The organism is Pseudomonas paraglycinae, assembly GCF_021601625.1.
GTDB lineage: Bacteria > Pseudomonadota > Gammaproteobacteria > Pseudomonadales > Pseudomonadaceae > Aquipseudomonas > Aquipseudomonas paraglycinae.
The window spans coordinates 114,526-125,786 of record NZ_BQHR01000018.1 but is presented as its reverse complement, the minus strand read 5'-3'; the positions used below and the strand labels follow the sequence as shown (position 1 = coordinate 125,786).

Here is an 11,261-nt window from a genome sequence, read left to right as displayed (position 1 = left end):
GGCCTCGCAGCAGTTGTTCGAGCAGATCGCTGGTGTTCATGACGTCGTCGTCAGGCAAAGGGGTATGACTGCGTCAGGCAACGATAGTCCGCCTGATGCGATGTGCCAGCACCGTTGGGCTGACGTGGCCCTGGGCGAGTGATTCTCCAGAGAAATTTTCCCCCGGCCAGCTAATCTTCACGAATGGGTGAACCTTGACCCGGCCCGACCGGTCGATAACTGCAACCCCGACCCGGTTGGTCGCCACCCTTGCTGCCCGAGGGTTTACGCGGCTTGCTGCACTTTCTGGAGAACGCCTTCGTGATATCGACCGTCCACATCGCCAGGCTCAAGGCCTGGGGCGCCCATGGTTTCACCGCGACCGGCGTGGTCACCGCCTTCCTGGCCACCCTTGCCCTGCTGGAAAACCAGCCGATCCACTGCCTGATGTGGCTGGGCGTGGCGCTGATCGTCGACGGCCTCGACGGGGCGCTGGCGCGCAAGGTCAACGTGCAGTCGGTGCTGCCGAGTTTCGACGGGTCGATCCTCGATCTGGTGATCGATTACCTGACCTACGTGTTCATCCCGGCGCTGTTCATCTATCGCTACATTCCCCTGCCCGACTACACCTTGCTGCTGACCGTGTCGCTGATTCTGGTGTCGTCGCTGTTCTGCTTCTGCAACGTCAACATGAAGAGCAAGGACAACTACTTCGTCGGCTTTCCCGCCGCGTGGAACGTGGTTGCGTTGTGCCTGTACATCATTGATCCGGGGCCGTGGCTCACCTTCCTGACGGTGATTGGCCTGGCGCTGCTGACCGTGACCCGGATGAAATTCCTGCACCCGTTCCGGGTGCGCCGGTTCATGCCGATCAACATTGCGGTGACGGCGATCTGGTTGCTGTGCAGCCTGTCGCTGGTGCTGAACCACCCGGTGATCAACCCGCTGGTGATGGGCCTGTGGCTGCTGGCGTCGGCGTACTTTCTCGGCATCTGCATCTGGCGCACGGCGCTGGAGTGGTTCGACAGTGCGCATCTGAAATAGAAACTCCTGTGGGAGCGAGCCGGCTCGCTCCCACAATGGCTTCAGCGTTTGGTGATGACTACCTCCAGGTACTCACTCGGCACCACCATCGATTCCGACCCCGCCCGGTTCAGCCCGTCGATCAGTAGCGTCAGGTCTGTTTCCAGCGCCTGACCGCTCTCCGGCGGCAACGCCGCGAACGCCTTGTGTACCGGGCCGTACCAGTGGCGAAACACATCAATGAAATGCGCCGCCGAGCGATAGCGGAAGTTGAAGTGGCGCCGAGTCACCTGCAACTGAAACTGGCGATCGTCGAAATGCGAATGCAGCCAGGCTTCCGCGCCCCAGTTCGAGGGCGGTTGCGCAACGGGTGGCGGTGGCAAGTATCGACCGAGGGTCTTGAACATCTGGCCGACGAAGCCTTCCGGTGTCCAGTTGGCCAGGCCGATCCGTCCGCCACGGCGACAGACCCGACCCAGTTCCTTGGCCGCTTTCGCCTGATCCGGGGCGAACATCACGCCGAACGTCGACAGCACTGCGTCGAAACTGGAATCGGCAAACGGCAGCGCTTCGGCATCGGCGACCTGAAAGGTCACCTCCAGATGCTCGGCGCGCGCCCGGTCCTGGCCGCGTTCCAGCAACGCCGCGACATAATCGGTGGACGTCACCAGACAACCACGGCGTGCCGCCGCCAGCGTCGCATTGCCGTTGCCGGCGGCAACGTCCAGCACTTCTTCATCGCAGCGCAGGTCGCAGGCCTCGGCGAGGGTTTCGCCGACGATCTGCAAGGTGGTGCCGATCACGGCGTAGTCGCCACTGGCCCAGGCGACTTTCTGGCGTTCCTTCAGGGCAGTGAGATCAATGGGGGTACTCATGAATGGGTGCTCCGCGGCAGAGGGGTCAATCGGCGGTGGTCGGGTCGATGATGCTCGTTACCCGGGACACGCTGTTGGCCGGAAATCCCCCACGCTTGGCGTGTTCGCGCACCAGCTCTTCGTTGGGTGCGATGTACACGCAATAGATCTTGTCGGCAGTCACATAACTCTGCAGCCACTGCACCTCTGGCCCGAGTTCACGCAGCACGTTGCAGGACGTTTGCGATACGGCCTTGAGTTCTTGCTCCGATAGCTTTCCGGCTCCTGGAATCTCGCGTTCAATCACGAACTTCGGCATGGCAACCTCGCTTTCTTTTTATGGATGTCAGAGCCGTTGGCGGCCCTGCTCGCCCACTATCGCGCGGGCGCTGTCCGGCGTCCCTGCCAATCGTCCGGAGAGCCCGTAAAACCGGGCGTTGGCCGATGAGTGGCGGGATTTTGTAAAGGCCCCGAAACACTGTCGGGGGGTTGCCAACGCGCCGGCTGATCGGCTCTCATGCAGACCCTCCCCCGAAACGGAATTCGATCATGTCCTTGCGCTTCGAATGGCTCGCCGATCACATGCAACACAGCGACACTTACGCGGCATGGATCCACCGCCAGTTTCACTACGAATATGCCGAGCAGCCCCTGGCCGAATGGCAGCGCGAATTTGCCGAGGGCCAGACCAATGGCGACTGGCGCTGCCTGATTGCGCTGGACGGGGATCGACTGCTGGGCGGTGCGGCATTGGCACGGGCGGACCTTGCCCTACGACCGGATCTGGGGCCGTGGCTGGCCTGTGTGCTGGTCAGCCCCGAATCACGCGGTCAGGGTCTGGCAGAGAGGCTGATCGACGGAATTGCCGAAGAAGCGAAACTCCGGGGCCTGCCGCGTTTCTACCTGCACACTCAAAGCAAAAAGGACTATTACGCCAAACGCGGCTGGACGGTGCTGGAGCGTTTTCACGCCTGGGGCAACGAACAATGGCTCATGGTGCGCGACCTGTGAGCCATTGAGTTTCGCGGTTTACGCAGCAGGTGCCTTGGCCTCTTTGAGCAGCTGTTGAATCATCTGCTCCTGCGCCTGGTAACTGCCTTCGCCAAAGTGGGTGTAACGCACCTGCCCCTTGGCGTCGACCAGGTAATGCGCCGGCCAGTACTGGTTATCGAAGTTGCGCCAGATCGCGTAGTTGTTGTCGATGGCCACCGGGTAGGTGATGCCGAGCTTGTGCACCTGATCCTTGACGTTGTCGATGATCCGCTCGTAGCCGTATTCCGGAGTGTGCACGCCGATCACCACCAGACCATCCTTGCCGTACTTCTTCTCCCACTCTTTGACGTACGGCAGGGTGTGCTGGCAGTTGATGCAGTCATACGTCCAGAAGTCCACCAGCACCACTTTGCCGCGCAGGGACTCAGCGGTCAGTTCCGGCGAGTTCAGCCATTGCACCGCGCCGGACAGCGACGGCATCGCACCTTTGCCGGCCTCGTCTTCGGTCGAGTCCGCACGGACTTTGCTGACGAAGTAGTCCATCACCTTCGGCACGTTTTCCAGCACGCTTTTCTCGACCGACGCCACGCCTTGGGACGAAGTGTTGGCCAGCAGCAGGTTGTCGGCACCGGTGGCGATCACCGCCGCCGTCGCCAGCACCGCAACACCCGCGCCGCGGCGGAACCAGCCGGTAAACGGAATCGACGGTTTCAGCCGGTTGACCAGGCCGCGACCGGCGAAGATCAGCGTCCCCAGCGACAGCGCACTGCCTGCGCCGTAGGCCAGCAGCAACAGGCTGGTCTGGGCGTTGGCGCCTTGCAGCATGGCACCGGTGAGGATCACGCCGAGAATCGGGCCGGCGCACGGTGCCCACAACAGACCGGTGGCCACGCCGATCATGATCGACGCCATCGGGCCGGTCTTTTTCCGGCTGTCCGGGTCGAGACGATTGCCCAGCAACACGAAGGGCCGCGCCAGCCAGTCACCGATACGGGCGGAAATCAGCGACAGCGCAAACAGCACCATCACCGCCAGCGCAATGTGGCGACCGGTGTTGCTGGCCTCGATCACCCACTCGCTGCTGACCACCGCCAGACTGGAGATCAAGGCAAAGGTCAGGGCCATGCCGCCGAGAGTCAGCAGGATCGAAGAACGGGTGCGGTCGGCTCCGGCGAACAGAAACGGCACCACCGGCAAAATGCACGGGCTGAGGACAGTCAACAGACCGCCCAGGAAAGCGATGAGAAACATGAGGTTCACCTTTTGAATGAGGGGTGGTCTGTTGACTGGATCGGGGGCCGCCCGTTACGGGCAGCCCCCTTCAATCCTCAAGCCGTCTGGTTGTCCAGCCATTGGCTTTGCGGCGTGCGGCTGGCACCGTTCTCGGCCAGTGTCTGGCCCTGTGGCGTGCGGCTGGAGCCGTCGGCAGCCAGTGTTTGGCCTTGTGGTGTGCGGCTGGCGCCGTCGGCGGCGATCAGGCCGTCGCTGCCCGGCTTGGCCACCGGAGCCAGTTGGAAGCAGGTGCTGCTGCCACAGCTGTCCTGTTCGACGGCAGCGTTGGCGTGGGCCGCGACGCCGGCGAGGGAGAAGGCAACAGCGGTCAGATAGCGCGATACGTTGTTCATGGCGATGTTCCTTTTATAGAGGTGGGTAATCAGTTGTCTTCGTTGCAGCCGTCGGCGAATTTGCGGTAGTCGAGCACCTGGGTCTTGCCGGCCGAGTCGAGGTAGGTCAGGCGGGCGTCGACGATGCCGCAGGTCATCGAGTTGTCCTGTTTCAGCGACACGACTTTCTGGATGTCCAGGTGGCTGCCGTAGGAGTAGGTTTGCGGGGTGACATCGGCTTCGGCGCGGGCCGACAGGGTGCAGATGTTCAAAGCGGCAAACAGGCAAGCGGCAGCGATCGATTTGGTCTTGGTGTTCATGGCGTTTTCCTCGGGCTTCAATGGTTGAATCGTTGAGTGGGCCGAGGCTTTCTGTGTGTGCCTCGATGGAGCTCATTTAAAGCTCGCGAGGTATCGCGCATGTGTCGGCAAATGCCGTGTATAAATCGCTACGTATCCGCACGCGCCCGGGATACACAGCGATACAAAACCCTGTAAAAATCCGCTTTTTGCGTCGGCGTGTATCCGTCACAGCGCTGGATACACTGCAATACAAAGGCAGGCAGGCGGCCTCGCGCAGGCTCGATAGACTGCCTGGCAATCCCCTTTGATTGAGGTTTGGCCCATGGAACATGTCGATCACATCCTGATCGTCGACGACGACCGCGAGATTCGCGAACTGGTCGGCAATTACCTGAAGAAGAACGGCCTGCGCACCACGGTGGTTGCCGATGGCCGGCAGATGCGCAGTTTTCTGGAAGCCAATACCGTCGACCTGATCGTGCTCGACATCATGATGCCCGGCGACGATGGCCTGCTGCTGTGCCGCGAATTGCGCTCGGGCAAACACAAGGCCACACCGATCCTGATGCTGACCGCGCGCAATGATGAAACCGACCGCATCCTCGGCCTGGAAATGGGCGCCGACGACTACCTGACCAAACCCTTCGCCGCCCGCGAACTGTTGGCGCGGATCAATGCCGTGCTGCGGCGCACCCGGATGCTGCCGCCGAATCTGGTGGTGACCGAAAGCGGTCGGCTGCTGGCGTTCGGTCGCTGGCAGCTCGACACATCGGCTCGGCATCTGCTGGACAAGGACGGCACCATGGTCGCGCTCAGTGGCGCGGAATACCGATTGCTGCGAGTGTTCCTCGACCATCCGCAACGGGTGCTGAGCCGTGATCAATTGCTCAACCTGACACAGGGCCGCGACGCCGATCTGTTCGACCGCTCCATCGATCTGCTGGTCAGCCGCCTGCGCCAGCGCCTGCTGGATGACGCCCGCGAACCGGCCTACATCAAGACCGTACGCAGTGAAGGCTATGTGTTTTCGCTGCCGGTCGAAGTCCTCGGAGCCCCCGCATGAATCTCGCCCTGCGCTGGCCGCGCACCCTCGCCTCCCGCTTGTCGCTGATTTTCCTGATCGGCCTGATCCTCGCTCAGGCGCTGTCGTTCGGCGCGCAATATTACGAGCGCTACGAAAGCGCGAAAAACACCATGCTCGGCAACCTCGAAACTGACGTTTCGACCTCGATTGCCATCCTCGACCGACTGCCCGCCGAAGAACGCCCAATGTGGCTCAAACGCCTGGCTCGCAAGAATTACGGCTATCTGCTGAGCGAAGGCGAACCGGGTACACCGCTGGATCCGCAGGACGTGCCGATTGCCGTCACCTCGATCACCGACGCAATTGGCGAGGCCTATCCGCTGACGTTCACCGATATTCCCGGCCCGAAAAAACACTTTCAGGGCCACCTGCGCCTGAGCGACGGCAGCCCGGTGACCATCGATGTGCGCCCGTCGATGGTGCCGCTGTCGCCATGGCTGCCGGTGGTGTTGCTCGGGCAACTGGCGCTGATGCTCGCCTGCACCTGGCTGGCGGTGCGCATCGCCATCCGCCCCCTCACCCGCTTGGCCAACGCGGTGGAAACCCTCGACCCCAACGCTCACCCGATCAACCTCGACGAAAAAGGCCCGAACGAAGTGGCCTACGCCGCCCGCGCTTTCAACTCGATGCAGGCGCGCATCGCCGCGTACCTGAAAGAGCGCATGCAACTGCTGGCGGCGATCTCTCATGACCTGCAAACCCCGATCACCCGCATGAAACTGCGGGCGGAGTTCATGGACGATTCGGCCGAGAAAGACAAACTGTGGAACGACCTCGGCGAGATGGAACATCTGGTGCGCGAAGGTGTGGCCTACGCCCGCAGCATCCACGGCTCGACCGAGGAAAGCCGGCGCACCAATCTGGATTCGTTCCTCGACAGCCTGGTGTTCGACTATCAGGACATGGGCAAGGAAGTGCAGTTGAGCGGCAAGAGTGAAGCGGTCATCGACACCCGCCCCCACGCGTTGCGCCGGGTGCTGGTCAACCTGACCGACAACGCGCTGAAGTTCGCCGGCGCTGCCGAGTTGCTGATTCAACGCGACAAGAGCAGTCTGTCGATCAAGGTCATGGATCGCGGCCCGGGCATCGCCGAAGAAGAACTGGCCCAAGTGATGGAGCCGTTCTACCGCGTGGAGAACTCGCGCAACCGCAGCACCGGCGGCACCGGGCTGGGGCTGGCGATTGCCCAGCAACTGGCGATGGCGCTGGGCGGTTCGCTGACGCTGAGCAATCGCGAAGGTGGCGGGTTGTGTGCGGAGCTGAAATTGCCGCTACAGGCCTGAACCAACAAAAAGCCCTGTGGGAGCCAATGCTCTCACAGGGCTTTTTGTTGTCGGTGAGATCAGTTGATGCCGATCACTCCGTCCTCATGCAGTTGCTGCAACAACGCCAGACCGCTGTCCATGAATGACACTGTTTCCGGCAACCCCGCCTCCAACGCCAACCCTTGCAGTTGCTCACGACCATTGAGCAACGGGAACTCCTCGATCCGCTGCAACAACCGCCACGCCAGCGGGCTCAGCTCGGAAAACTTCACACTGAAATCTACCGCACGCCGTACCAGCAACAACGTTGGCTGGGCCGGTGGTGTAGACGGTTGATGGTCAGGGCTGAGGATTTGCACCGGCCAGGTGTACGCCAACGGCCAGGCCAGTGCCGAAACCTGCAACGGCTGCTCCAGCAACTGCACCGGATCACTCGCAGGCAAGGCTTCGGCGTCGGACTGCTGCAACACCATTTCCACCCATTCGTAATGCGCCAGCTCGACCAGAAACGCCGGCCAGTCGCCCTCGCTCAACACGGCAGGTTCCGAGGCGAGGTAGCCGACAAACTCCTCGGCGATCTCGCCGAATTTCGGCGTCTGCGCGCGGTAGTCCCGCAGGAAGCCGCGGATCAACATGCGCCAGCGTTCCTGACCGATGATCCGGATCAGCACCGGAAATGTGCTGCCCAGCAGTTGCGAGACATTGTTGAACACCAGATCGCGATAGACATTGACCCGCGCCGCGTTCATGGCGGCGGGTGGCGCTTCATATTCTGGATCGCGCAAATAGCGGGTCAGGGCCTGTTGTTGCAGCAGAAGATTATCCACGCGGGCCTCCTTCGGCTTGCAGGCGGCGGACGGTTTGCAGTTCGGCCACCAGTTCAGAAAACGCCGGGAAATTGAAATCACGCTCCAGCAAGGTCGGCTGAGCGCCGAATCGGCCATAGGCGTCGGCCAGCAACGACCAGACCACCGGTTTGACCGAGGCGCCATGGGTGTCGATCTTCAGTGTGTCGGACTCGTCGAAGTGCCCGGCCACGTGCATCCCGACCACCCGGCCCGGCTCGATGGCAGCCAGAAATGTCTGCGGATCGAAACCGTGGTTGATCGAGTTGACGTAGACGTTGTTCACGTCGAGAAGCAAGTCACAATCGGCCTCGCTCAGCACGGCGTTGGTGAAGGTCACTTCGTCCATGTCCTGGCGAGGCGCGGCGTAGTAGGAAACGTTTTCCACCGCCAGTCGCCGACCGAGGATGTCCTGGGCCTGGCGGATCCGTCCGGCGACGTGGTGCACCGCCTCTTCGGTGAACGGCAACGGCAGCAGGTCGTAGAGGTGACCGTCGTCGCTGCAATAGCTCAGGTGTTCGCTGTACAGCGGTACTTTGTGATGATCGAGGAAGGTCCGCACTTCCCGGAGGAAACCGACGTCCAGCGGCGCCGAGCCACCGAGCGACAACGACAGTCCGTGACAGGACAACGGATATCGCTCGGCCAGCTCACGCAACGCGGCGCCATGAGCGCCGCCGACGCCGATCCAATTTTCCGGGGCGACTTCCAGAAAGTCGAAATCGCCGGTGCGAGCGGCTTGCAGGTCTTTCATCAGGCCGCGACGCAGGCCGAGCCCGACACTGGCCTGCAAGGTGGGGTGGGGAATCTGCATGGGCAAGGTCTCTGCTGAGGAGCCGCCGGGGGCGGCGACTGACAGGCTCAGTTAAACCGGCGGGTGTATCGCGGCTGTGTGGGTAATGCGGGGGAAGTGGCGGGATTTGTATCGGCGGCGGGCCTGTACACAGTGGGATACAGACACCGTCGCGATACACAACCCCGAAATCCACACAGCCCGCTCCCGCCGGCGCCAACAGCGGCTAGACTCAATCAGTACCCAGTCGAGGGGGACGCAGGACAGCAGTGTCGCCCTGCCCGTTTCCACGACCACCGCCCGGTGGTGAATGCCTCGACCCCCAACGCCACCGGACTGTGATCCTGTCAAAGGAGCACATGAAATGGACGAGGCCAGACTCAACGAATTCATGGGCAAACTGGTCAACGACATGGGCGGCGCGGCGATGCTGGCCAATGTCATTGTCGGCGAAGAACTCGGCCTGTATCGGGCAATGGCCGACAGCCAGCCGGTCAGCCCCGAATCCCTCGCTGCAAAAACCACCTGCAACCCGCGACTGGTGCGCGAATGGCTGAGCGCCCACGCGGCGTCCGGCTACATGGAACACCACGACGGCAAGTTTCGTTTGCCGGAAGAACAGGCGCTGGCCCTGGCCAAGGAGGATTCGCCGGTGTACGTGGCCGGCGGCCTCGGGGTGGTGGCGTCGTTTTTCCATGACAAGGACAAACTGGTCAAGGCCATGCGCGGCAACGGCGCCCTGCCTTGGGGCGATCACCATCCGTGCATGTTCACCGGCACCGAGCGCTTCTTTCGTCCCGGCTACAAGGGGCATTTGATCGCCGAGTGGCTGCCGGCGCTGGACGGCGTGGTGGCCAAACTCGAAGCAGGCGCCAAGGTCGCCGACATCGGCTGCGGTCACGGTGCGTCCACGGTGATCATGGCCCAGGCGTATCCCAACTCGCGGTTCGTCGGCTTCGACTATCACGCGCCTTCGATCACCGTCGCCACCCAACGAGCCGAAGAAGGCGGTGTCAGCAGTCGCGCGCGGTTCTTCCAGGGCACGGCGAAAAGCTATCCCGGTAATGACTATGACCTGATCTGCTATTTCGACTGCCTGCACGACATGGGCGATCCGGTCGGTGCGGCAAAGCATGCGTTTAAATCCTTGAAAGACGACGGCACGGTGCTGCTGGTCGAACCGTTTGCCAACGACACCCTGGACGAAAACATCACGCCGGTCGGGCGCTTGTTCTATGCCGCGTCAACGTTCATCTGCACGCCAAATTCGCTGTCCCAGGAAGTGGGACTCGGCCTCGGTGCGCAGGCGGGCGAGTCGCGCTTGCGCAAGGTGTTTACCGAAGCAGGTTTCAAACACTTCCGGCGTGCGACGCAGACGCCGTTCAACCTGATCCTGGAGGCTCGCAAATAACCTCGGGCAGCGGACGCCTCTGAAAAGAGGTGTCCGTCGGTGCTAACCTGCAAGGCACTTACAGCCTGCGGAGCGCTGATCATGCTCGACCGTCCCCTCCCCGACCCGCTCGACTATCTGCAACAGGTCATGGCCGACGGCGACTTCATTGTGCTGACCGGCGCCGGCATCAGCACGCCATCGGGCATCCCGGACTACCGCGACACCGACGGTGTGCGCCGTGGCCGGCAGCCGATGATGTACCAGGAATTCCTCGCGGCCCCGGAATCGCGTCGGCGCTACTGGGCCCGGGCCATGCTCGGCTGGCCCCGCGTGCGCCAGGCACGGCCGAACGCGGCCCATGAGGCGTTGGCCAGTCTGCAAAGCCAAGGGCGGATTGGCGGCCTGATTACCCAGAATGTCGACACCCTGCACGATCAGGCCGGCAGTCACGACGTCATCGAACTGCACGGCAGCCTGCACCGGGTTCTGTGTCTGGATTGCGGTCAGCGCAGCGAGCGGGATTCGATTCAGCAATTGATGGAAACGCAGAACCCGTATCTGGCCGGCGTCGATGCCGTGCAGGCGCCGGACGGCGACACTCTGCTCGATCCAGCCTTCGAGGCGCGCTTCCAGGTGCCGCACTGCCCGCATTGCGCAGGCGAACGGATGAAACCGGACGTGGTGTTTTTTGGTGAGAACGTGGCGCAGCCGACAGCAGCGCGGGCCATGGCGCTGGCGGAAAATGCCGCCGGGATGCTGGTGGTGGGTTCGTCGTTGATGGCGTATTCGGCGTTTCGCTTGTGCCGGGTGATTGCGGATCGGGGCAAGCCGCTGATTGCGATCAATCTGGGGAAGACGCGGGCGGATGAGTTGCTGGATTTGAAGATTGAGGGGTCTTGTGAGGCGTTGTTGCCGCTGTTGGCGGCAGGCTTGAGATCCTCGCCCTCACCCTAGCCCTCTCCCGGAGGGAGAGGGAACTGACCGCGTTGAATATAAGAGTTACATCGACCTGAAATATCGAGTCGAACTCAAGAGTTGATGAGCCTGAATCCATAATCGACTCGGTGGCTCAGGTCGATGTACTAAGCAGCACGACTCGGTCGGCTCCCTCTCCCTCCGGGAGAGG

Annotated in this window: 13 protein-coding genes; 6 read left to right on the top strand and 7 right to left on the bottom strand. The window is 62.2% G+C overall.

The annotated features are described in order from the left end of the window. The first annotated feature begins 300 nt into the window (after positions 1-300). A complete protein-coding gene (gene pcsA / locus L6D82_RS23670; RefSeq protein WP_039767868.1) occupies positions 301-1,023 on the top strand; it encodes a phosphatidylcholine synthase in 723 nt (240 codons plus the stop codon). Positions 1,024-1,064: 41 nt separating this feature from the next. Here pcsA and L6D82_RS23665 read toward each other — a convergent pair whose 3' ends face one another. After that, a complete protein-coding gene (locus tag L6D82_RS23665) occupies positions 1,065-1,877 on the bottom strand; it encodes a class I SAM-dependent methyltransferase (protein ID WP_085748256.1) in 813 nt (270 codons plus the stop codon). Positions 1,878-1,902: 25 nt separating this feature from the next. Further along, positions 1,903-2,175 carry a DUF4242 domain-containing protein gene (locus tag L6D82_RS23660; RefSeq protein WP_007957179.1) on the bottom strand — a complete coding sequence of 91 codons (273 nt, stop codon included), beginning with the start codon at positions 2,173-2,175 and terminating at the stop codon, positions 1,903-1,905. A 230-nt stretch (positions 2,176-2,405) separates the two neighbouring features. On the opposite strand from L6D82_RS23660, the gene L6D82_RS23655 reads away from it, so the two are divergent. Further along, complete coding sequence (locus L6D82_RS23655; RefSeq protein WP_102688472.1) at positions 2,406-2,867, top strand: GNAT family N-acetyltransferase; 462 nt, start codon at positions 2,406-2,408, stop codon at positions 2,865-2,867. Positions 2,868-2,885: 18 nt separating this feature from the next. On the opposite strand, the gene L6D82_RS23650 is transcribed toward L6D82_RS23655, so the two are convergent. The 3 genes from L6D82_RS23650 to L6D82_RS23640 all read right to left on the bottom strand — a co-directional run bounded on the left by L6D82_RS23650 (position 2,886) and on the right by L6D82_RS23640 (position 4,773). Then, complete coding sequence (locus tag L6D82_RS23650) at positions 2,886-4,100, bottom strand: cytochrome c biogenesis protein DipZ (RefSeq protein ID WP_236191780.1); 1,215 nt, start codon at positions 4,098-4,100, stop codon at positions 2,886-2,888. A 77-nt stretch (positions 4,101-4,177) separates the two neighbouring features. Beyond that, positions 4,178-4,474, bottom strand: a complete 297-nt coding sequence (locus tag L6D82_RS23645; protein WP_236191779.1) for a hypothetical protein — start codon at positions 4,472-4,474, stop codon at positions 4,178-4,180. Between the two features lie 29 nt (positions 4,475-4,503). Continuing rightward, positions 4,504-4,773, bottom strand: a complete 270-nt coding sequence (locus tag L6D82_RS23640; RefSeq protein WP_007956290.1) for a DUF2790 domain-containing protein — start codon at positions 4,771-4,773, stop codon at positions 4,504-4,506. Between the two features lie 304 nt (positions 4,774-5,077). Between L6D82_RS23640 and L6D82_RS23635 the strand changes: the two genes are divergently transcribed. Both L6D82_RS23635 and L6D82_RS23630 read left to right on the top strand, forming a co-directional pair. After that, a complete protein-coding gene (locus L6D82_RS23635; protein WP_011333526.1) occupies positions 5,078-5,818 on the top strand; it encodes a response regulator in 741 nt (246 codons plus the stop codon). Further along, on the top strand, positions 5,815-7,122 hold the full coding sequence (locus tag L6D82_RS23630; RefSeq protein WP_236191778.1) for an ATP-binding protein: 1,308 nt from the start codon (positions 5,815-5,817) through the stop codon (positions 7,120-7,122). Before L6D82_RS23635 ends, L6D82_RS23630 begins: the two co-directional genes overlap by 4 nt. Before the next feature lie 59 nt (positions 7,123-7,181). Here the strand turns inward: L6D82_RS23630 and L6D82_RS23625 are convergent, their stop codons facing one another. After that, positions 7,182-7,931, bottom strand: a complete 750-nt coding sequence (locus L6D82_RS23625) for an HvfC family RiPP maturation protein (protein WP_236191777.1) — start codon at positions 7,929-7,931, stop codon at positions 7,182-7,184. Continuing rightward, complete coding sequence (locus L6D82_RS23620) at positions 7,924-8,763, bottom strand: HvfB family MNIO-type RiPP peptide maturase (RefSeq protein ID WP_236191776.1); 840 nt, start codon at positions 8,761-8,763, stop codon at positions 7,924-7,926. Before L6D82_RS23620 ends, L6D82_RS23625 begins: the two co-directional genes overlap by 8 nt. 343 nt (positions 8,764-9,106) lie before the next feature. On the opposite strand from L6D82_RS23620, the gene L6D82_RS23615 reads away from it, so the two are divergent. Next, on the top strand, positions 9,107-10,153 hold the full coding sequence (locus tag L6D82_RS23615) for a class I SAM-dependent methyltransferase (protein ID WP_236191775.1): 1,047 nt from the start codon (positions 9,107-9,109) through the stop codon (positions 10,151-10,153). An 81-nt stretch (positions 10,154-10,234) separates the two neighbouring features. Further along, positions 10,235-11,089 carry an NAD-dependent protein deacetylase gene (locus tag L6D82_RS23610; protein ID WP_236191774.1) on the top strand — a complete coding sequence of 285 codons (855 nt, stop codon included), beginning with the start codon at positions 10,235-10,237 and terminating at the stop codon, positions 11,087-11,089. The last annotated feature ends 172 nt before the right edge of the window (positions 11,090-11,261 follow it).

What these genes read in the sequence shown, in the direction of transcription:
- L6D82_RS23660 (WP_007957179.1), bottom strand. Translation starts at nt 2,175, where the DNA reads ATGCCGAAGTTCGTGATTGAACGCGAGATTCCAGGAGCCGGAAAGCTA.
- L6D82_RS23630 (WP_236191778.1), top strand. Translation starts at nt 5,815, where the DNA reads ATGAATCTCGCCCTGCGCTGGCCGCGCACCCTCGCCTCCCGCTTGTCG.
- L6D82_RS23640 (WP_007956290.1), bottom strand. Translation starts at nt 4,773, where the DNA reads ATGAACACCAAGACCAAATCGATCGCTGCCGCTTGCCTGTTTGCCGCT.
- L6D82_RS23655 (WP_102688472.1), top strand. Translation starts at nt 2,406, where the DNA reads ATGTCCTTGCGCTTCGAATGGCTCGCCGATCACATGCAACACAGCGAC.
- L6D82_RS23620 (WP_236191776.1), bottom strand. Translation starts at nt 8,763, where the DNA reads ATGCAGATTCCCCACCCCACCTTGCAGGCCAGTGTCGGGCTCGGCCTG.
- L6D82_RS23610 (WP_236191774.1), top strand. Translation starts at nt 10,235, where the DNA reads ATGCTCGACCGTCCCCTCCCCGACCCGCTCGACTATCTGCAACAGGTC.
- L6D82_RS23665 (WP_085748256.1), bottom strand. Translation starts at nt 1,877, where the DNA reads ATGAGTACCCCCATTGATCTCACTGCCCTGAAGGAACGCCAGAAAGTC.
- L6D82_RS23645 (WP_236191779.1), bottom strand. Translation starts at nt 4,474, where the DNA reads ATGAACAACGTATCGCGCTATCTGACCGCTGTTGCCTTCTCCCTCGCC.
- L6D82_RS23635 (WP_011333526.1), top strand. Translation starts at nt 5,078, where the DNA reads ATGGAACATGTCGATCACATCCTGATCGTCGACGACGACCGCGAGATT.
- L6D82_RS23650 (WP_236191780.1), bottom strand. Translation starts at nt 4,100, where the DNA reads ATGTTTCTCATCGCTTTCCTGGGCGGTCTGTTGACTGTCCTCAGCCCG.
- L6D82_RS23615 (WP_236191775.1), top strand. Translation starts at nt 9,107, where the DNA reads ATGGACGAGGCCAGACTCAACGAATTCATGGGCAAACTGGTCAACGAC.